The following is a 21,707-nucleotide window of genomic DNA, read 5'->3' as shown; positions in this document are numbered from 1 at the left end:
CGCGGTTAAATCTGAATATCACCTTTTGCAAAGGAGCAACAAGTTAAAATAAAGCCGTTGGCAATATCTTCTTTGGATATACCACCAGAATGATCAAGCTTTACTTCACCTGAAATTAATTTAACTTTACATTTACCACAATGCCCAGCAGCACAATGATATTTTATTTTCACTCCATTTTTATAAGCACATTCTAGAATGGTTTCATTAGGCATAATAGTAAAGTTATTATTACCAATAATTAAGTGATAAGGTGCTTTACTCATGGTTTTTACCTACAATTCTGGATATTATTTCTTTTCGAATAAGTTTATTTTCATGACGAAAAGTCGTTATAGACACGGCATTTTCTTCTATTCGTCTAAGTAAGTAAGGTAAAGATTTTTCAAATGGCCCATATGGCAAATACTTACATACTCTAGCGCCATGTTTAACGGCATTGAGTGAAATGTGATCGCCTACGCCATACAACTGCCCTAACCAGTAATGGTGGTTTGTTAGCCGCGTATTCTCTAATATTTTGGAGATACTTGCTTTGTTATGGGTTGCAAAGAAGGGGGTGAAATTTTCAATATTAATCGCAATAAACTCAATGATAGCATTGTAGTTGTCGTCTGTAGCCGGTTTTGAGGTGAAGAAATGGTTGCTTGCAGAATCGTTTCGTTGGAGTTCTTCTTCTAAATAGGCGCCACGGACCAATTTTATACCTATTTTTATGTTGTGTTTTATTGCCAACTTATTCATTAGTTGGATGAACTCATAAGATGATTTTTTATAGCATTGTAATGTTAGTGTAATAACAGCTTTTTCCTTATTGTATTTGAGCATATTTTCTATAGCGATTTTATCGATAATAGGTTGGAACCATGATTGCTCAGCATCAATCATGACACATACTGACATTTGTTGTGCATAAGCAAAAATTTGGTTGTATCTGCTGAGTACTTTTTCCCAAGCAGGTTGATATATTAGAAAATCATGGTTGTTTTTAATTTTAGCCTGATATACGGTGATTGACCCCAGCGATGATGGTTTTACTACAACGTAGGGCATATGGTTTGTACTACTGGCGAGTTCGATTAACCTAAGTGTAGAATTGACGGCCTCATCAAAAAATGAAGCATCCTCTTCACCTTCGACAGCATAGTCTAGGACACTTGATATATTGTTTTTTGCTAACATACCAGTGACATCCTTGGCTTGCTCGAGTGTTTCACCACAAAAATAGATCCCATTTAATTTATTGGTAATTATTTTTATATTTCTTTTGACCATTAGCTTTAGTATATAGATAGAAAGGCGTTTAGTTATTTTGTAGGTTAAAAGTAGTGTTACTATATATTTTATGCAAAGTGTCGTAGTGGTATAGCGAAAATAAATTGATAATGTCTTTGAGTTCATTTCATTAATTTCCATATTGGCTAGCCAGTTATTCACCTAGCTAGCGTTTAAATAAACTTAAAGATCTGCCGTTTGTCCACGGTAGAGGCGGCGAATAATTTTATCGTCATTAAATTCTTCACGTTCATGAATAACTCTTCGGTTATCCATAATGAGCAAATCACCATTTTCCCAATAGTGCTTGTAGTAGTAACGTGGTAACTTCATAAATGCGCTTAACTCAGTAAAAAACCTTTGAGTTTCATCCTTAGTAAACCCAACGATTCGGGGTTCCCAGCTAGCGGGTTGGTCGGTATCAAATGGGAAGTAAATTAGCATTTTTCTCACCCATCCCAAATCGGTAAAGACAGGGACTTTAAACCATCCCGCAGGTGAAACATCAACATAGTAGCCATGTTCCAATACTCTGACTTCGAAAGTTTCATTTTCGAGTACTTGACGTAAATGGTTCGGCATTTCATTGCAGGCAAGGACGTGATCACAAATTGTTGTTGAGCCACGAAACTTCATATTTTTAATTTCTACCGCATATAAGAATACTTGATCTACTTGTGAGAGTAACAAGCCTCCGTCAGCGTGGAAGGGTAACTGCCCACGACCGGTAACTATTTTTCCTTTTTCACCATCTAGTTTTAGGGTGTCGCGGTAGCCAAATCCGACATCTATTTTTTCATCTGCATACTCAACAATCGTGCCATATTTGCTATATATATCACGAAATTCATTAGCATCGATATTCAGTTTATTTACAATTAAGAAGCCTTGGCGCATTAACAGATGTTTAATACTGTTGGTATCCGAATTAATAAAATGACTTGCCGACATTTTTGCACCGAAGCCAGTTGGCATAGCAGGTAACCATTGCAGATTATTATTCATAAAATCCCTTATAAATTAATAGTTTTTACCGAGTATTTTTTGGAAATGTTCTTGAGCATCTTTCGCAGCGAAGGCGTTTTTATGTACTAACTTAGATTGCTCTCTGGTTTTTTCTAATACTTTAATAAAGCTCTTATTCATCAATTTCTTAGTATTACCGAAAGCTGCTGATGGGTATTTCGATAATGCATTAGCCTGCAATAAGGCAGTTTTTAAAAGATGCGAGCTTGGTGTTACTTGATTGGCAATGTGATATTGATGACATTGGGTCGCGGAAAGTTTTTCGCATTCAAAAACAATTTTTTTCATCAAAGAGTGACCATGTGTAAACTCAAGTATTGCTGCACCAACAGAACAGCCAATACCATGTTTTAACTCCGGCATGATAAATTGCGCTTGGTTAGACATAACACGATAGTCAAACATCATTGCGAACTGGAACCCCATACCGATGGCATAACCATCAATAGCTGCAATTGTTGGTTTGCTAACATTTAAAACAGCTTGATACAGATCGATTACGCGGTCTATCCAGCGTTCGACTTCAACTCCTCCAGAAAGTGCTTTGACTTCATTGAAGTCACCTCCTGATGAGAAGGAGCGACCTACACCACCGTAGACGACAATAGATTTAATGCGGCTATCTTCTTCGGCTTTAACCAGCGCATGTTTAATTGCATTTTCTAGCTCTTCACTGAATGGATTATGTTTATTTGTATGATCCAATGTTAATAAACGAGTCGATTCAAAATCTTGCTCAATAATCATCTTTAAATCCTCTTCATTATTTCACGTAGTTTCGTTGGCGTGGCTTCATCAATGGTGAGTCTCCCAGTCAAAAACTCCTTATAAACCGCATAGCTAAATCGAGTTTTTGCTTGGTAGTTGGTGGCGCTGGTACCAATGATATTGGCAAAGGATTGGTTGACAGAGGAGCCCTCGTGAATACCTATTTTTTTACGCCAAACAATTTCTTTTGGAATAAGATGCAGATTATCGGTATATTCGCGGAGGATATTTTTAACCTCCTGATCTCTGATTTTAAAATCAGGGTTTAAATTTTTACATAGGGATATTAGGCCATTATTCCAAAATGGATGATATACGTTTAGCCCATAACTATTGGCTCCATGAGTAGAGAATTCCCCCGTCCATTTGGTTCTATAAACTTGTTCAGCAAGGATATTATTGGGGTTTTGATAATCTTTTAATGGGTTTAATATTCCCCCAAAAAGTAAATCGGAGCCATATCCAGTTAAGAGTGAGTTAACTTTACCTTGTGCCAATTTATAAACGTTAAATAACCCTGATTGGATTTCTGATGATAAACCATCAAAAATTTCATTATGATAAATAGCGTTAATTACACCATTAATTATCTCATCGTCACTCAATATTTTAACTTCATGTTCCGTTCCTAAGGCGTTAGAAACAATTTGAGCAAATTCAAACTCATTACTTAATTCGCTACCAATAGACCAAGTTTTTACTTTTTTAAAGTATTGGCAGGCTAAAGCAGTGACAAGACTAGAATCTAGCCCGCCAGATAGTGGAATACCAATAGATTCATTATTATCAACAAGTCTAGAGATGGAATACCTCATTTCCATATCAATTAAATGGTATAGAACATCTTTTTTCAGTGTTATGATATTTTTATTTGTTGGAGTAGCAAGTTGTCTACTTTCAATATAAGGGTAATTTTGTTCATCATGGGTGATTGTGTTTATCGTTCCTGGTTTTAACCGAATAACATTTCTAATTGGCGAGAATGTATCTGTTTTGAATGTATTTTCGATGATTTCATGTTCAGGAGAAAAATCAAAAATTTTTTCTCCTTCTAAGTTACCTACAATTTTTAAGCAATTAGTAATCCAAAATTGTTCAGCTTTTACTACATTAATAAGGTTTAAGCCGCGTGATTCGGTAATCACTTCAATCGTACCGTTATGATATTCGATAAATAAACAAAAATCTCCTTCAGCTAGATAAATAGCGGTATCCCCTAGCTTTTCTCTTAATAAGCAAAGTATTTCAATTTCGTTAAGTGCCCAAGTACTTCCTTCTATTTTACCGAGAATTGATTTTAGCACTGATATATTATAAATATTACCGAACAAATATGCAGTGTAATAAGCTGTCTCATATTGAATGATGGTAGTGTTATTTTTAGATATTAAAATGCCAGTTGATATATTTGTAATATGGAATTCATTACTTAAACGACTTAATTTATTTTCTGAACAGGTGCGGGTAAAACAAAACTCAGTGCTCAAAGTCTAATCCCTCATAATGTATTATTATCAGAAAAAACAAAATTGATATATTTTTGACCATATAAACCTGATTAATAAATGGCGTTAAGGTTTTTAACAAACAAAAAATAAATTTGCAATGATAAATAGTGGTTTCATTAATTTAAGTTAGGGTTAACTCACATTTTTTTTACTTAATTTAATATTTTATATGTTTCATATATGTATTTTTTCGATAGAATTTTAAATAATTTGATAATTGAAATTTACGGGTTAAATAATGGAAATATATTTGTGGTAAGAGTTATTGTTAGAGTTTATGGTGAGATAATAAACTTTGATAGAAAATGAGTTTTAGTACCTATTAGCTCATTGCTAATTTTTAGCCTAAGGAATAAGGACAGTAGTTTGTAATTTTATTACAAACTGGAGAGTTATCAGATTGAAAAAATGATGGGTGTACCACAATCTAGTTATATTTAGTGACATTGATCACTAATTTAAAATAAACACGCTTTCTTGTTGTGTGATGTGAGTCACAAATTTCCGGTTTTTAGCGTTAAAAATAGCCAGTGTAATTAAGCTACATGTGATTTGCGTGATCAATATCACTATAAAGGTGGGGGAGGTGGGGGTATAAGCGTGATCGGGGTCACAGAGGGCCCGCGTGGTACGCATCTGATAAACGGCATGCTAGAGTGAAAGTGTTGAAAAAATCACTGACGTTATTTGGCGATAACGTTATGACCTTATCATTCTCGTACCACGGGGTTCTATCATGGTAACATCAAATATCAAATTAAAGGTACAGAATTTTGGGCGTTTCCTGAGTAATATGGTTATGCCTAATATTGGTGCTTTTATCGCTTGGGGTTTAATTACAGCGTTATTTATCCCTACAGGCTGGTGGCCTAATGAAACACTAGCTCAACTTGTTGGCCCAATGATCACTTATTTATTGCCACTTTTAATCGGTTATACCGGGGGGCGTTTAGTGGGTGGTGAGCGGGGTGGGATTGTCGGTGCAATCACTACCATGGGAGTGGTGGTTGGGGCGGATATGCCAATGTTCATGGGCGCAATGATTGCGGGGCCATTAGGTGGTTTCGCAATTAAGCGTTTTGACCGCTGGGTTGATGGAAAAGTCAAAACAGGTTTTGAAATGCTGGTGAATAACTTTTCCTCTGGCATCATCGGTATGTTGCTAGCTATATTAGCCTATCTTGCTATTGGCCCATTAGTGGCTGGTTTGTCGAAAATATTAGCTGCGGGTGTGAATGTAATGGTAGAAAACAATTTACTACCACTTACGTCAATATTTGTTGAGCCTGCAAAAATATTGTTTCTAAACAATGCAATCAACCATGGTATTTTCTCTCCGCTCGGTATCCAACAAGCGGCCGAAACGGGCTCATCGATTTTCTTTTTAATTGAAGCAAACCCAGGGCCCGGGCTAGGTGTTTTATTAGCTTACATGTTTTTTGGTAAGGGAAATGCCAAACAATCAGCACCTGGGGCAGCAATAATCCACTTTTTTGGTGGAATTCATGAGATCTACTTCCCATATGTATTAATGAATCCTCGGTTAATTCTTGCTGTTATTCTAGGTGGAATGACAGGGGTATTTGTTATGAACCTTTTTAATGCTGGTTTAGTTTCTCCTGCTTCACCAGGGTCTATATTTGCAGTTCTACTGATGACACCGAAATCATCATTAGTTGGGGTTATTCTATCGGTTACAAGTGCTACGGTAGTTTCTTTCCTAGTTTCAGCCATTTTATTGAAAAGAACCCGAGCTGGTGATGAAGATGAGCTTGATAACGCAACCAAAAAGATGCGTGATATGAAAACGCAATCAAAATCACCAGTAAAGGTTTCTAGTCACCAAAACGCACCACTTAATTTTATGGGAGTGCGTAATATCGTCGTAGCATGTGATGCAGGGATGGGGTCCAGTGCTATGGGAGCTGGTGTATTAGCTAAAAAAGTACAGGATGCAGGTTTATTGGATATCTCAGTCACGAATATGGCTATTAATGATTTACCCGATAATGTTGATATTGTTGTGACTCATAAAGACTTAACAGAAAGGGCTAAATTATTTGCACCCAATGCGATGCACATTTCTTTAACAAACTTTTTAGATAGCCAAACATATAATAATTTAGTCACGAATTTAATTGCTAAAAAAAATCCTAAGGCAGCCAATGATGGGCGTTTAATTAAACAGACTATTATGGCAGCAAATGATGAATCTTATGAAATTGCTGAACATGAAGATGCTTTATTTACTTTAAGTGCTAAACATATTCATTTAAACCTAACAGCAGAAAATAAAACGCAAGCCATTCGCTTTGCGGGGCAAAAGTTAGTTGAAGGTGGATATGTTGAGCCTGATTATATTGATGCCATGTTAGCAAGGGAGAAATTAACTTCAACGTACCTTGGTGAATCTATTGCGGTGCCACATGGCACTATAGAAGCTAAAGATCGTGTTTTAAAAACCGGTATTGTGATTTGCCAATACCCTGAAGGGGTGCAATTTGGTGAAGAACCTGATGAGGTTGCTCGTTTAGTCATTGGTATTGCCGCGCAAAATAATGAGCATATTGAAGTGATCACGCGAATCACTTCCGCACTTGATGAAGAGGGTGTTATTGAACGTTTATGTGAAACGCAAGATGTTCAAGAAGTGCTCGAAATTTTAGCATCTCAAAGTGCAGCGTAAGGGGGAATAGCAATGAAAGTCATTCATTTTGGAGCAGGAAATATAGGTCGTGGCTTTATTGGCAAACTACTAGCGGATGCGAATTCACAAGTGACTTTTACCGATGTTAACCAGCCGCTAATTGACCAATTGGCCCACAGACAATCTTATCAAGTTCATATTGTTGGGCAAGAAAATCGTATTGAAAAAGTTCAACATGTCCATGCTGTTAATAGTAATGATCCAAAAACCATTGAATTTATTGCTATGGCTGACATGGTGACAACGGCAGTAGGCCCCCAAGTTCTTGAAAAAATAGCCTCGACATTAGCGAAAGGTATTATTTATCGTGAAGAATTAGGGAACACCCAACCACTCAACATTATTGCTTGTGAAAATATGGTTAGGGGAAGTAGTCAATTAAAACAGCATGTGTTGGCACAATTACCAGAGAAACTACACCAATGGGTTGAACGACATATTGGTTTTGTGGATTCAGCTGTTGACCGTATTGTGCCACCCATGGAGGCGGCTAATGATGACCCCCTTGATGTTACTGTTGAGTCTTTTAGTGAGTGGATTGTCGATCAAACTCAGTTTATTGGCGAGATCCCTACCATTAATGGAATGGAGCTAACTGATAATTTGATGGCGTTTATCGAACGTAAGTTATTTACATTAAATACAGGGCACGCCATTACCGCATATTTGGGGCAGTTATATGGTTGTCAAACAATTAGCGATGCGATTGCTGAACCAAAGATTTATACTGTGGTTAAATCTGCGATGGAAGAAAGTGGGCAAGTATTAATTCAACGTTATGGCTTTAATGAAGAAACCCATTGCCAATATATTGATAAAATATTAACTCGTTTCGCAAACCCTTATTTAAAAGATGATGTTAACCGTGTGGGGCGTCAACCAATACGTAAGCTGAGTCCAAATGATAGGCTAGTTAAGCCACTATTAGGTACACTTGAGTACCAATTACCTAATAAAAATCTGATTATAGGTATTGCTGCTGCATTACATTTTAGGTGTGATAGTGACCCGCAAGCGAATGAGATGGCAAAACGTATCAATGAAAACGGGGTTTACCAAGCAGTTATTGAATTTTGTGCATTAGCGCAATATCCACAGGTTGTTGAAAAAATTTGTTCTCAATACCAATTAATGATGTTGAGTAACCAGTAATATTACGGATAATAAATTAATTATTGAGGTTCGTTCACTTTATAGCTATCAGTAAATTAGTAACGAGCTGTATAGCTGTAAAGTGACAAAAAATTATTATGGAAAATAAACAAAACATTGAAAATCAAATTCTTGAGCGGTTAAATGGGCGCCCTGAAGTACATCTTTTTTTTCAAGAGGTTGTTTCGTTAATTACACAAGCTATTGATAAATTAATGTTAAAAGTGTTTAGAAAGGATGATTATGCAGTAAAATATGCAGTTGAGCCTCTTTTAACAGGGAGTGGGCCATTAGGTGAACTATCTGTTCGTTTAAAGTTATTATTTGCTTTAGGCGCAATTACTCGAGAAACCTATGAAGATATTGAGTTATTTCTTGCTTTAAATCAGTCATTATTATCAAGTGATTTAAATTTAGATTATATTGATGATGAAATTTTAGGCAGTATTAAAATGCTTCATTGCATGGGGCCTTTACCTGAAATGATGCGCTTTGATCAACCAGAAGATATGGTTGATACACAGCTTATAGAATTACAAAAGCAACGTTTTCAGCAAATGATTAAATCATCACTTGTATTATCAGTGACGGCACTTATTACTCAAATAATAGAAACGGATGTATTTTAAGCTAATGAATCAATATCCGCATATTTATTTAGTTACTATGCTACATTTTATTATTTATCAATTGAAATTAATATGATTATATAATCCTTTTATTAAATGGTTATTAGGATGTATTAAATGAATATTGTTGTTACGCATGACGTCACTCCTGCAGATAAAGATGAACTTCTTAATGGTTTACGCAGCTTTAATGTCCAATTTTTAAACCCAGAACGTTTTAGTTCATTAGGCGTTTTTTTAAAGATAATGATGGTGTAATGGTTGGCGGTTTGCTTGCTGAGGTTAAAGCTAACTGGCTTTGTATAGATTTTTTATGGGTTAGTGAAAAGGCAAGAAATGAAGGGTTAGGCCGAAAGTTGATGTGCGCTGCTGAGCAAGAGGCTGTAAAAGTAGGTTGTCTTCATGGTTTAGTTGATACATTCAGTTTCCAAGCCTTGCCATTTTACGAAAAATTTGGCTATGTAAAACAAATGTCACTCCCCGATTTCCCAGAAGCAGGTATGCAGAGGCATTATCTTACTAAAGCTAAATTGAGTAGTTAGTGCCCTTATAATGGCTATCTGATGTAACTATGCAAACTCACTTTACCCTTTCTATATTTCACTGAGGTTAGTGTTAACTTGCTGTAAATATAGATTTTTTATGGTTGCGGTAAGGAGGGAGCTCTTGTTTATGGTGTCCCCTGCAGGAATCGAACCTGCAACTAGCCCTTAGGAGGGGCTCGTTATATCCATTTAACTAAGGGGACTTTCGACGTGTCACTGGATGAGTTTGGCATTTTACTGTTCACTTCTAATTGAATCAAGTCGTTACGTATAATAAATTGAATTAATTGCACACAATGGCGTTTTTGTACAATTTTTATGCTAAATTTTATCTATTTATGATTACGGATTAGCCTTTTCTATATATCAGCATACAAGCAAAATTTCTTTCGATGCTTCTAATGAATTAATTGAATGTTTTTCAATAAAGATACAAGCTCTAATATCGTGGCTATGGTTAGTGTTCAACATAGATTGAATGTATTGTAGTTAGTTATAATCGCGGTCTTATAAATCAAGATGATATGGTTTAACTCAAATAGTTATTGTCTGAATAAAAAATGCACTAATCACTGTCCCATTGGTATAATATTGATATAGTAATTGTCTTAGGTGCATTAATTATACTAATGAATATTGGTTTGGTTGGTCGTAAAAAGACGATTAAATATAATGGGGTCAGAAGCTAAATATTGAGTATGTTTTTTAACTTATAATGCGATTGATAGGCGTAATAAATCGTATTTCTATATATAATAATTTGATTACCCTATAAAATATAATAATGCTTATCTGTAGTTTGGACTAATTGTTCAATATTCTTATAATAACAAGATGATTAAATAAGGTATAATTTATATTTAAGTAATCAAATCACTCAAAAAGGTTAACAAAATCCCTTTTTTAGCCTTACTATAATCGTATTCATTATTACAGTGGAAAGTGCCGTAGCAGGACGGTGCAGGGAATGGAGAAGTGTTATGAAGTTTCGCATGACGGGCGTCTTTCTGGCTGGAGTGTTAATTGCAGGTTGTGCAAGTAACATTGATCCAGAAACTCATGAGCGTTCAGACCCATTAGAAGGTTTTAACCGAGCGATGTTTAATTTCAACTATAACGTCTTAGACCCTTATGTCTTAAGGCCGGTTGCTGTTGCTTGGAATGATTATGTACCAATGCCTGCTCGTAATGGATTAACTAACTTTTTTGTCAACCTTGAAGAACCCGCAAGTATGTTGAATAGTTTCTTGCGTGGTGAAGTCACCCAAGGTTTTAAACATTTTAACCGGTTTTTCCTTAACACCGTGTTTGGGATGGGGGGCTTAATTGACGTTGCGTCGATGGCTAACCCGCAATTAGCAAAAGAAGAGCCTAAACGCTTTGGTAATACATTAGGTTATTATGATGTAGGTTATGGGCCATATGTAGTTCTGCCTGGCTATGGTAGTGCTACACCGAGAGAACAAGGTGGTGACCTTGCTGATAGTTTATACCCAATGTTAAGTTATCTGACATTTTGGATGTCGGCGGGTAAGTGGGCACTTGAAGGTATTGAAACTCGAGCGAGATTGTTGGATTCTGATGGGCTGTTGAAAAATTCTTCAGACCCGTACTTGATGTTACGTGAAGCGTATTTCCAACGGAACGATTTCTTATCGAGTGGTGGGGCATTGAATGCGACAGAAAACCCAAATGCAGCCGCAATTGAGGACCAGCTCGATTCTATAGACTAATAGATTGATATGCTCATGGAAGGTTTATCACTCTCTTGTATACGTTTGATACTAGAGAGTGATAAATAAAAAACTAATCATTGTCTTGCTTTCCTCGTTGAGAGACGGTGTCAATCAAGGCGATTACCCCTAATACACCAATAAAGCCTATAGTAAATAGTGTTCCCATAAAAACCCCCTACGTTTTTGTCATTGTTGCCTCTTTGTATTTTCACAGCTATTACTAGCGTTAAGATATAGCATTATTAATACAGTTTGATGAAACAGCTCATATTTTGTGTGTATGAGTAAGTATAAGATACATACTTAAGTTGTGCTTGCAAATAAGAACATTCAGAGAGTAACTGTTAATTTTATGATATATAAAGCGATTTATCTTAAACTTGTAAAGTTTTGAAAGCTAATTGTAGATGACGAAATGAATAGAATGAAACTAACCTATTTAACAATTAATTTACATGCAATGACAGCTGGGGTCAAGATGAAATTTTAATTAGGGAGTGAAGGTGTGGGAGGTAAGTGAGTATCAGGGATGTTTCCGCTGATACTCACTAAAATTAATAAATTAGAAAGCGTAGTTAAAGTTTACACCATATAACCAAGCGGAGCCTTCAGATTTGAAGTTATAAACAGGGGAACCAGGTCGTTCCAGCAATTTTTCACTGATATTGACTTTCTTACCATGCATATAAGAAATCCCCACATCGACAGAGGCATTTTCATTGAATGCATAAGTTGTACCAGCACTTAACCAGTAGCGGTCTTGGTCTGGGATAGAAATTGAACGGTATTCTGAACGTACAGGTGTCTGGTCATAGGCGATACCGGTACGGAATGTCCAGTTATCATCATAGAAATAAGTAGTACCTAATGCTAAACGCCATGCATCTTTAAAATGCTCTGGTTTATGGAATAACTCTCTACCATCACTTTTTTGGTAGGCGGTTAATTCTTTAAATTCACTCCAGCCTGTATAAGCTACACTATAGTGTAGAGCCCATTTAGGTGCGACTTTGTGGTAACCTGAGAATTCCCAAACGTCAGGTAGATTAAGGTCTAATTTACCTTTAACTTTTTCGCCGCCCGTACCGTATAGGTCTGGTATTCCTTTAGGAATATCATTTGAGAATTTTCCATCTTCAAACTTAACTTTAACTTTAGAACGGTAGCTTAAACTTAAGCGGTTATCATCATTAATTTCGTATAAGATACCCGCATTCCAACCATAACCCCAATCATCACCTGTCAATTTTGCCATAGTGGTGCTGCCAGGAAAGGCCGGTAATTGCCCTTGACTAATAATTGGTGCTAGAGCACCTAAATCACCCGCATGCCGAGTGATTTCTGCATCAGCATAGACTGCATTAACACCTAAGCCAAAACTGAAATTGTTATTAACACGGTATGCGCCACTTAAATTTAAGTTAACAGTTTTTAGATCTGTTTTACCGCCAATAGGGCCCGCAGCATAGTTTTTATTAAAATCAGTTGCTAAACCAAAGTTAGTGGTCATTGAAGTCCCAACTGCCCATTTATCATTAACTGGAAAAATAAAGTGAGCATTCGGTACAACAGCACTCGGTGCGATATCGTTTGCTGTCGTATTGCTACCCAATGGTGAGCCGCCTTTACCTTTAATATCAACACTTGGGTCAATATATACAGCACCGACAGACAGAGAAGGGCGATCAAACAACATCATGGCTGCAGGGTTACGGCTTCCCTCACTTGCGTTGTCGCCCATTGCACCAGCCCCAGAAAACGCGCGCCCCAGTGCAGATGTGGAATATTCATTAAGCAAAAAACCAGCTGCACCTGCGTTGGAGGAGACGATTGCCACTGCTATTGCTAAAGCTGATCTAGAAAACAGGTTTTTCTGGCTCATGACCAAAACCCTCTTATGTTTTATTTGAATAAAGCGACTTCTATCGCAAGAAGCGCAGAATTGTAGGGTCCCTTGCCGCTATGACAAATCAGACCAGTTACTAGAGTATAGGTCTGACCACCTGATATGTTGCAAGCTTGTTTTGTGTTTATTTCGATTCCGTTTGCAAAAATGCGACACATTTAACAAAATGGCAACATAAAATGACCAATTAAGAGTAATAAACAAGCAAGCGCGGGGTAAGATCAAACTTATGTTTAATTTTTAGTGATATATTTTGATACACACTAGTTTTTAGCACTTTTTAAGCGTTATGATAGCAACTTAACAGTTTGTTTATTTGGAGAGTAAAATGACTGATGCGATTAACCGTTGTAGCGCGGATGAGACAGCAGCATGCTGTTGTGTGGATGTAGGAACAGTGTTAGATAACAAAGACTGTACCGCATCGTATCAGCATGTTTTCGCCACACAGGGAGAAGCGGAGTCCATGTTGAAAACACTCACAGACAAAGCAAAATCTGTTGAGTCAGACCCTTGTGTTATTACCCATTCTATCAATGCGGTAGAGGGTGGCGTTGAATTGAATGCTGAATTTACTTTTAGTTGCGAAGCAGAAAGTCTGATTTTTCAGTTAGGCCTTCGTTAATCAAACGTTTGAATCTATCCTAATTGACCTTTTATCACCAAGAATATAGCCTTTAGGCAGATTCAGTGTGGTAAAAGGTTTATCTTGTCTTTTTTTATCACATCTTTTCCATCCTATTTTTACTCTAAGTTGCGTGTTTGCTCGCATTTTTTATCAATAGTCATTGATAAATGTGAATATTATGTTAACAATCATTACAGGTCAGACCTCTTTGGGTCGGTAGTGAATAATCTAACTATATTTCATTTTGCTTTTAGCAGGAGCGACCATGAATCAACATTCCCACCATGGTGAAAAAACATATCCAACAAAAGAAAGGATCGCCATTGTGAGTGGTTTACGCTTACCATTTGCAAAGCAGTCTACCGCATATCAAGGGATTGCAGCTGTTGACTTAGGCAAAGCGGTTGTTGCCGAGTTATTAGCGCGTAGTGACTTAGATAAAAACCTAATTGAACAACTTGTTTTTGGGCAAGTTGTTCAAATGCCAGAAGCCCCTAATATTGCGAGGGAAATAGTCCTTGGAACGGGAATGAGTGTCTCAACAGATGCTTATAGTGTATCTCGTGCCTGCGCAACAAGCTTTCAAGCGATCGTTAATGTAGCTCAAAGTATGATGGTAGGGGATATCTCTGTTGGGGTTGCTGGTGGTGCTGACTCATCCTCTGTTCTTCCTATCGGGGTATCGAAAAAATTAGCAGCGACCTTATTAGCATTAAGCAAAGCTAAATCTGTTGGGCAAAAACTGTCACTAATAGCAAAATTACGCTTAAAAGACCTACTGCCTGTTGCGCCGGGGGTTGCAGAGTACTCCACAGGGCTTCGCATGGGGGATACTGCTGAACAAATGGCTAAAAGCTATCATATCAGTCGGGAACAACAGGATGAACTCGCGCATCGTTCGCATTTATTAGCGGCAAAAGCATGGGAAAATGGTGCTTTAAATGATGAGGTTATGACGGCATATATGCCGCCTTTTAAACAAGCCTACTCACAAGATAATAATGTTCGCGCTAATTCAGTTCTATCATCATACGCTAAGCTAAAACCTGCGTTTGACCGTAAGCATGGCAGTGTCACTGCGGCTAATAGTACACCACTGACTGATGGTGCAGCAGCAGTATTAATGATGACAGAGTCACGAGCAAAAGCACTAGGTTACACCCCTTTAGGTTACATTCGCAGTTATGCCTTTGCTGCAATTGATGTATGGGAAGACATGCTATTAGGCCCATCTTATGCCACACCCATTGCATTGAAACGGGCAGGGCTGTCTTTACAAGATTTATCTTTGATTGATATGCATGAAGCTTTTGCTGCACAAACTCTGGCGAATATACAAATGTTTGGTAGCCGTAAGTTTGCACAAGAAAAACTAGCAATGAGCAATGCAATTGGTGAAATTGATATGGATAAATTTAATGTGTTGGGCGGCTCTATTGCTTATGGGCATCCTTTTGCGGCAACAGGGGCGCGTATGGTTACGCAAACTTTAAATGAGCTGCGTAGACGGGGTGGTGGTTTTGGGTTGACCACTGCATGTGCGGCTGGTGGTTTAGGTACTGCAATGATCTTAGAGGTGGAATAATGACACAAAATTCTACTACTGAATTGGCGATAGGGGCTATTCAACCCGCGTTTAAATTAGAAATTTACAATGAAAATGTTGGGGTTATTTTCATTGATGTGCCTGAAGAAAAGGTCAATACATTAAAAGCTGAATTTGCTGAACAATTCCTTGCCATTTTACAAAAAGCACAATCCACTTCGGGGTTAAAAGGTTTAGTCATTACCTCAGGGAAAAAAGACAATTTTATTGCTGGTGCGGACATCAGCATGATTGCGAATTGTGAAACTAAAGCGCAAGCAAGCGAGTTGTCAAAGGAAGGCCATACATTATTTGATAAAATTGATAATTACCCTTTACCTATTATTGCCGCTATTCATGGTGCATGTTTAGGTGGTGGGTTAGAGCTTGCATTGGCTTGCCATGCTAGGGTTTGTTCGAATGATAGTAAAACCAAGCTAGGGGTGCCTGAAGTACAATTAGGGCTATTGCCTGGCTCAGGTGGAACCCAACGATTACCTCGGTTAATCGGTATCCCACATGCTTTGGATTTAATGCTAACAGGTCGGCAATTAGGTGCAAAACAAGCACTAAAAATGGGGTTAGTGGATGACGTTGTGCCGCAATCCATATTGTTAGATGTCGCGGTTAACATGGTTAAAAAAGGGGGAATTAAACGTCCTGCTATTCATTGGCAACAACGGTTATTAAGCAGCCGATTACTGCGTAATAAAGTGTTTCAAAATGCCAAGCAAAAAGTATTAAGTAAAACAAAAGGCCATTATCCTGCACCTGAAAAAATAATTCATGTTGTGAAAACAGGGATGAATAAAGGCTTGAAAGCTGGGTATGCAGAAGAGGCGAAAGCTTTCGGCGAACTGGTGATGACACCAGAGTCGGCTGCATTGCGTAGTTTATTTTTTGCCGTCACTTCATTGAAAAATGAATCCGGTGCACAAGCCAACCCATTGCCAATTAATAAAGTGGGGGTATTGGGTGGTGGCCTCATGGGGGGAGGGATAGCTTACGTTAGTGCATTTCAGGGGAAATTACCTGTCCGTATTAAAGATATTTCAGAGAAAGGTGTTGCCCAAGCACTACGTTATAGCTGGGATCTACTCACTCAGAGGGTAGTTAAGCGGCGGTTATTAGCACGAGAACGAGCGGCTGTAATGGCTAAAATATCAGGGACGTTAAGTTATCAAGGGCTTGAAAACTCAGATATCATTATTGAAGCTGTTTTCGAAGATTTAGCATTAAAGCGAAAAATGGTTACTGATGTTGAAAAAATGTCGGCCAAACAAACAATTTTTGCATCTAATACATCATCATTACCTATTCATCAAATTGCGGCTAATGCAGCACACCCTGAAAAGGTTATTGGTTTACATTATTTTAGCCCAGTCGATAAAATGCCGCTGGTGGAAGTGATCCCTCACCAGCAGACGGATGAAACAACCATAGCGACAGTGGTTGCCTTTGCGAAACGCCAAGGTAAAACAGCGATTGTTGTCGGGGACGATGCCGGTTTTTATGTGAACCGGATTTTAGCGCCTTATTTATGTGAGGCAGCTCAATGTCTTGTTGAAGGTGAGTCTATTGAACAAATCGACCGCGCTTTGGTTGAGTTCGGTTTCCCTTTGGGGCCTTTTAATTTGCTGGATGAGGTCGGTATTGATGTCGGAACCAAAATTTTACCTATTTTAGTCGAGCGCTTTGGTGAGCGTTTTAATGCACCTGATTTACTTGATAAAGTTGTCAAAGACGGGCGTAAAGGTAAGAAAAACAGCAAAGGGTTTTATGAATACGGTCATTCTTCAAGCAAACTGTTGTTTTGGAAAAAGAACAGCAAACGGCAAGTGGATAAAACCATTTATTCACTAATAGGGGTAACGCCAAACAGCCGATTGAGTAAAGCGGATATTGCACAGCGTTGTGTTATGATGATGCTCAATGAGGCGGCCCGTTGCTTAGATGAAAATATCATTCGAAATGCACGTGACGGTGATGTAGGGGCTGTATTTGGTATTGGTTTCCCACCTTTTTTTGGTGGCCCATTTAGGTATATGGATAGCTTAGGTATCGCTAAAACGGTAGAAACATTACGTTCTCTCGCCGCGCGTCATGGTGAGAAGTTTCAACCTTGTGAGCTATTGTGTGAAATGGCTGAAAAAAACCATACTTTTTTCTCAGTTAACACTGACAAGTAGCTTCGCTTACATGATGGGATAACGATTACTGAATTATGGTTTTCCCCGTGGTGTAAAAATATTTTAAAAATTAATAAGATAATAATATAAACCTGATACTAATACGTTTTGCTTGGTGTCAGGTTTTTTATTATGCGTGTCATACCCTTTATTTTCCAATGGGCTTTATCGCAAAAGTTAGGCTAAAAGAGGCAAGTTTATTTTTGGGGCATAAGGTGAGAGGTGTTAATTACCTAATGGGCGGTAGAGATAGTATAAGGTGATTTATAACCGATTGTTTTTAAGATATAACTTTTTTTTATGCATATTTTTCAGATAAAACATCAACAAAAATCTACCCAAATCATTTTCTTTGCTGGCCATTTCATGCAGAATCACACTTTACCCCAACTGATGGTTATTTTTACAACAATTACCTTAACAAAAAGAATAGTCACTTTAATTAAGTAGGCTACTCAGATGGTGGATTATGCAAGTTTATATTATGCGTCATGGCGATGCAGCGATACAGGCAGCAAGCGACGCTGCTCGCCCATTAACACAAAAGGGAAAAGATGAGTCAGTTTTAATGGCTCAGTGGTTACAAAATCAAGGGGTCAAAATTGATTGTGTATTGGTGAGCCCTTATTTAAGGGCTGAGCAAACACGTGAAGTGGTTAGCCAACATCTTAACATACCAAGCAAATTTGAAGTGTTAGAGCAATTGACACCAGGAGGGAATGCCGTTTTTGTTGCTGATCATATCCGTGACCTTGCGGTGATCGGTGCCAATGCTATATTAGTTGTTTCTCACTTGCCATTGGTGGGTTATTTGGTGTCTGAATTGTGCCCACACAAAGAACCACCAATGTTTACCACATCAACTATTGCTTGTATTGAAATTGATGTGGCACACCAGAAAAGCCACGTTGAATGGATGTTGAGCCCATCGCAATTATTATTTGCAAAGTAAAATATAATATGAGCGCTTAACGACGAGCGCTCTCCATCGTTTCTATAAGTAATAATAGAGCAGCATTTCCCCCCCATTCTTTAGGGGCTTGGTGAAAAGCAATAATATCAGGGTGCTGTGCAAGCCATAATGGTGTTTGTTGTTTTAAAACGTGTTTCCCATGACCATGCATGATACAAGCACAATAAACATTTTCACGTTTACAGGCGGCAATCAAAGCGCCAATTTCTTGTTTCGCTTCCATTTGTGTTAGGCCATGCAAGTCTAAAAATAATTCAGGGACGTAGTCACCACGCCGCAATTTTTTTAGTTCATAAGGGTTAGAATCTGGCCTTAAATAACGGGTTGGGCCTTCCTCTTGTAGCTGAGGCTGAAATTCATCCGAAAAATAAAATGAAGCATCAACTTGCTCTTGGATAACCTTCTTACTTGAGGGTTGGGTTACTTTTGCTCGAATAGGCGCGTGTAGGACTTGGTCCTGACGAATTTTTTTTGCGCCATTAATGGCTTCTTTAAAGAGACGAATATCTTCATCTTCAAGTCCAAATTTGTTTTTCATAATTTTAATAACATTTTGGCGATTAATCTTTCTGGTCGTTAGTGTAACCCATTTTTTCGGTCAATGGAGACAATTGCAAATTATTGGTGTTATGTAACAAATTTATAACCTTTTATCGAGTAAGCATTGACAACAGGGGGGGAGCTAGTCTAATTGTATATACATATCTATACTTTCATTAATGAAATGAATAAAACCGACGTTGGCAACAATAGGAAAAGCTAATGGTATTTAAAACTCTCCCGCAAGATATAGTTTGGCGTAATGGCCGCATTGCAACAATGAGTACAGGATCAGCAGCACCGTATGGGCTAGTCGAAAATCATGATTTAATTGTTCGTGATAAGCAAATTATTGCCATTGTCCCTACTAAAGATACTGAAATTAACGACTGCCAAATTATTGATGTTAAGGGTAGGTTAATTACCCCTGGTTTAATTGATTGCCACACTCATTTAGTTTTTGGTGGTGACCGTGCCGCGGAATGGGAACAAAGAATGAATGGCGTTTCCTATGAAACCATTAGTGCTCAAGGAGGTGGAATAAACTCCACTGTCCGTGAGACACGAAAAATGAGTGAGGACGCGTTGTTTTGCCGTGCTAAACCGAGGCTAGAAGCATTAATTCGCGAGGGTGTGACGGCAATTGAAATGAAGTCAGGCTATGGCCTTGATTATGAAAATGAAGAGAAACAATTAAAAGTTGCTAAGCGCTTAGCCGCGGAATATCCAATTTCAGTGAGTTCAACATTGTTATCTGCACATACTGTGCCTGAAGAATACAAAGGCCAGTCTGATCAATACATTGAATTAATTTGTCAAAAAATCATGCCAGAGCTATGGAAAAAAGGTCTATTTGATGCCGTTGATGTATTCTGTGAAAGCGTTGGTTTTTCTCTTAAGCAAAGTGAAAAGTTATTTGCCGCCGCTCAGCAGTTGGGTATCCCAGTAAAAGGCCATGTTGAACAACTATCAAATTTAGGTGGCAGCGAATTGGTTGCTCGCTACCATGGTCTATCTGTTGATCATATTGAATATTTAGATCTTGAAGGAATACGTGCGCTAAAAGCGAGCGGGACAGTTGCAGTATTATTGCCAGGTGCTTTTTATTTTCTAAGAGAAACTAAACTGCCACCTATTGAATTATTACGCGAACACCAAGTTCCGATGGCTGTTTCAACCGATTTTAACCCAGGAACAAGCCCATTTGCATCATTACGTATGATTATGAATATGGCGGCTGTGTTATTTAAGTTAACACCAGAAGAAATTTGGGCAGGCGTGACCCGCCATGCTGCAAAAGCGTTAGGGCGAGAAGATACTCATGGGCAATTAGCGCCGGGGTTTATTGCCAATTTTGTGGTGTGGAATGCGCAAGAACCTGTGGAAATGATATATGAGCAAGGCAGTAACCCCTTGTATTTACGAGTATATGAAGGGGAAATTACCCACCGTAATCCATAATCTTGGTCAGTATTAATATAAAAAATCATTTAAATTGAGCTAATAATAGCCATAATTAATAATATATTGGTTGCTGTATGTAATGTATGTATTCATTATGTATAGCAACTCTATGATTATTTTTGTTTGTTGTTATTAAAATCTCATCGCGTATTTATACCGTTAATGGGGTATTAAATGTGATGCTTTTATTCACGACTGTCAGGATAAAAAATGCCCGATAGTACTAAGCTAAAGTTACATTTTGTGACGTAAAATAGCCTATACATCCTTCAGATTTTAATGATTAAATTGGAAAACACTGTGACAGCCAATAAAAAAGATAAATCAGGAACGCCAGTTCCCTTATATTTGCAAGTTAAGCAGTCTATTATTGAGAAAATTCACACTGCACAATGGCAGGCAAATGACCGTATTCCATCTGAAGCTGAGCTAGTCTCCCAATTTCAATGTAGCCGAATGACAGCAAACCGTGCTGTCCGTGAATTAACAGCTGAAGGGTTATTAGTTCGCTTGCAAGGCGTTGGGACTTTTGTTGCAGAGCCTAAGGGGCAATCCGCATTATTCGAAATACACAGCATAGAAGCGGAGATCCTTGCGAGGGATCATAAATATAGTTGCCGTATAATTAAGCTTGAAGAAATACAAGCGTCATCAGCATTGGCGAGTGAACTTAATATTAGTCTAGGAGCCCCTGTTTTTCATTCTATCATTGTACATTTAGAAAATGATGTCCCTGTTCAAATCGAAGATAGGTATGTTAATGCTCTAGCGGCGCCTGATTACTTACAGCAAAACTTTTTATCTATTACTCCCCATGATTATTTATCTCAGGTCGCACCATTGACCCAAGGTGAGCACATTGTGGAAGCGATCGAGGCAGATGAACGGGCTGCAAGGTTATTGCAAATTAATGTAGGTGCATCCTGCTTGCTGATTACTCGTCGTACTTGGTCTCAGTCATTTATAGTCACCAGTACAAAATTATTGTTCCCCGGTCATCGTTATAAACTCAAAGGCAGTTTTTCCTCTTAGTTTTCATTAAAAAATAGGCGGGGTTGTATTAATACAAATTTCCG

The 21,707-nt window shown here is 38.0% G+C and carries 17 protein-coding genes, 1 tRNA gene and 1 pseudogene; 11 read left to right on the top strand and 8 right to left on the bottom strand.

Annotated features, from left to right (window positions below):
* Positions 1–5: 5 nt before the first annotated feature.
* Genes P3L56_RS13105 through P3L56_RS13085 form a run of 5 tightly spaced genes read right to left on the bottom strand, consistent with a single transcriptional unit; the run spans position 6 to position 4,556 of the window.
* Positions 6–266, bottom strand: coding sequence for a 2Fe-2S iron-sulfur cluster-binding protein (locus P3L56_RS13105; protein WP_042844563.1), 261 nt, complete (start codon positions 264–266; stop codon positions 6–8).
* On the bottom strand, positions 259–1,416 hold the full coding sequence (locus P3L56_RS13100) for a proline dehydrogenase family protein (protein WP_210831955.1): 1,158 nt from the start codon (positions 1,414–1,416) through the stop codon (positions 259–261). The genes P3L56_RS13105 and P3L56_RS13100 overlap by 8 nt, the downstream gene beginning before the upstream one ends.
* 42 nt (positions 1,417–1,458) lie before the next feature.
* On the bottom strand, positions 1,459–2,280 hold the full coding sequence (locus tag P3L56_RS13095; protein WP_048607560.1) for a TauD/TfdA dioxygenase family protein: 822 nt from the start codon (positions 2,278–2,280) through the stop codon (positions 1,459–1,461).
* Positions 2,281–2,295: 15 nt separating this feature from the next.
* Positions 2,296–3,048, bottom strand: a complete 753-nt coding sequence (locus P3L56_RS13090) for an enoyl-CoA hydratase/isomerase family protein (protein ID WP_198860748.1) — start codon at positions 3,046–3,048, stop codon at positions 2,296–2,298.
* 2 nt (positions 3,049–3,050) lie between these two features.
* Complete coding sequence (locus P3L56_RS13085) at positions 3,051–4,556, bottom strand: asparagine synthase family protein (protein ID WP_166696650.1); 1,506 nt, start codon at positions 4,554–4,556, stop codon at positions 3,051–3,053.
* A gap of 757 nt (positions 4,557–5,313) precedes the next feature.
* Here P3L56_RS13085 and P3L56_RS13080 point away from each other — a divergent pair.
* The 4 genes and pseudogenes from P3L56_RS13080 to P3L56_RS13065 all read left to right on the top strand — a co-directional run bounded on the left by P3L56_RS13080 (position 5,314) and on the right by P3L56_RS13065 (position 9,607).
* Positions 5,314–7,263: a PTS mannitol transporter subunit IICBA gene (locus P3L56_RS13080; protein ID WP_272686058.1), complete on the top strand. Its 1,950-nt coding sequence runs from the start codon at positions 5,314–5,316 to the stop codon at positions 7,261–7,263.
* A gap of 12 nt (positions 7,264–7,275) precedes the next feature.
* Complete coding sequence (locus P3L56_RS13075) at positions 7,276–8,436, top strand: mannitol-1-phosphate 5-dehydrogenase (RefSeq protein WP_042844555.1); 1,161 nt, start codon at positions 7,276–7,278, stop codon at positions 8,434–8,436.
* A gap of 95 nt (positions 8,437–8,531) precedes the next feature.
* Positions 8,532–9,065, top strand: a complete 534-nt coding sequence (locus P3L56_RS13070) for an MltR family transcriptional regulator (protein WP_042844554.1) — start codon at positions 8,532–8,534, stop codon at positions 9,063–9,065.
* A gap of 117 nt (positions 9,066–9,182) precedes the next feature.
* Positions 9,183–9,607: pseudogene (locus P3L56_RS13065) on the top strand (GNAT family N-acetyltransferase).
* Positions 9,608–9,738: 131 nt separating this feature from the next.
* Here the strand turns inward: P3L56_RS13065 and P3L56_RS13060 are convergent.
* Positions 9,739–9,813: transfer RNA gene (locus tag P3L56_RS13060), tRNA-Arg, on the bottom strand.
* A 777-nt stretch (positions 9,814–10,590) separates the two neighbouring features.
* Here P3L56_RS13060 and mlaA point away from each other — a divergent pair.
* Positions 10,591–11,343, top strand: coding sequence for a phospholipid-binding lipoprotein MlaA (mlaA, locus tag P3L56_RS13055; protein ID WP_042844550.1), 753 nt, complete (start codon positions 10,591–10,593; stop codon positions 11,341–11,343).
* Between the two features lie 565 nt (positions 11,344–11,908).
* On the opposite strand, the gene fadL is transcribed toward mlaA, so the two are convergent.
* Positions 11,909–13,228 carry a long-chain fatty acid transporter FadL gene (gene fadL / locus P3L56_RS13050; RefSeq protein WP_042844549.1) on the bottom strand — a complete coding sequence of 440 codons (1,320 nt, stop codon included), beginning with the start codon at positions 13,226–13,228 and terminating at the stop codon, positions 11,909–11,911.
* A 352-nt stretch (positions 13,229–13,580) separates the two neighbouring features.
* Here fadL and P3L56_RS13045 point away from each other — a divergent pair, with 352 nt between their 5' ends.
* The 4 genes from P3L56_RS13045 to sixA all read left to right on the top strand — a co-directional run bounded on the left by P3L56_RS13045 (position 13,581) and on the right by sixA (position 18,606).
* Positions 13,581–13,877: a YfcZ/YiiS family protein gene (locus P3L56_RS13045; protein WP_080750863.1), complete on the top strand. Its 297-nt coding sequence runs from the start codon at positions 13,581–13,583 to the stop codon at positions 13,875–13,877.
* A gap of 268 nt (positions 13,878–14,145) precedes the next feature.
* The gene (gene fadI, locus P3L56_RS13040; RefSeq protein ID WP_042844547.1) at positions 14,146–15,465 is read left to right on the top strand and encodes an acetyl-CoA C-acyltransferase FadI; all 1,320 of its coding nucleotides are present in this window, start codon (positions 14,146–14,148) and stop codon (positions 15,463–15,465) included.
* The gene (gene fadJ / locus P3L56_RS13035; RefSeq protein ID WP_071548198.1) at positions 15,465–17,654 is read left to right on the top strand and encodes a fatty acid oxidation complex subunit alpha FadJ; all 2,190 of its coding nucleotides are present in this window, start codon (positions 15,465–15,467) and stop codon (positions 17,652–17,654) included. The genes fadI and fadJ overlap by 1 nt, the downstream gene beginning before the upstream one ends.
* A gap of 469 nt (positions 17,655–18,123) precedes the next feature.
* Complete coding sequence (gene sixA, locus P3L56_RS13030; RefSeq protein WP_042844543.1) at positions 18,124–18,606, top strand: phosphohistidine phosphatase SixA; 483 nt, start codon at positions 18,124–18,126, stop codon at positions 18,604–18,606.
* Between the two features lie 16 nt (positions 18,607–18,622).
* On the opposite strand, the gene smrB is transcribed toward sixA, so the two are convergent.
* Positions 18,623–19,165: an endonuclease SmrB gene (smrB, locus tag P3L56_RS13025; RefSeq protein ID WP_048607547.1), complete on the bottom strand. Its 543-nt coding sequence runs from the start codon at positions 19,163–19,165 to the stop codon at positions 18,623–18,625.
* 224 nt (positions 19,166–19,389) lie between these two features.
* On the opposite strand from smrB, the gene hutI reads away from it, so the two are divergent.
* The gene (gene hutI / locus P3L56_RS13020; RefSeq protein WP_042844541.1) at positions 19,390–20,628 is read left to right on the top strand and encodes an imidazolonepropionase; all 1,239 of its coding nucleotides are present in this window, start codon (positions 19,390–19,392) and stop codon (positions 20,626–20,628) included.
* Positions 20,629–20,931: 303 nt separating this feature from the next.
* Complete coding sequence (gene hutC, locus P3L56_RS13015) at positions 20,932–21,663, top strand: histidine utilization repressor (protein WP_370661201.1); 732 nt, start codon at positions 20,932–20,934, stop codon at positions 21,661–21,663.
* Positions 21,664–21,707: the final 44 nt, after the last annotated feature.

This window comes from Providencia sp. PROV024 (genome assembly GCF_032709665.1).
Taxonomy (GTDB): domain Bacteria; phylum Pseudomonadota; class Gammaproteobacteria; order Enterobacterales; family Enterobacteriaceae; genus Providencia; species Providencia huashanensis.
Note: the sequence above shows the minus strand (reverse complement) of the source record. Positions and strands in the feature narration are given on the sequence as shown.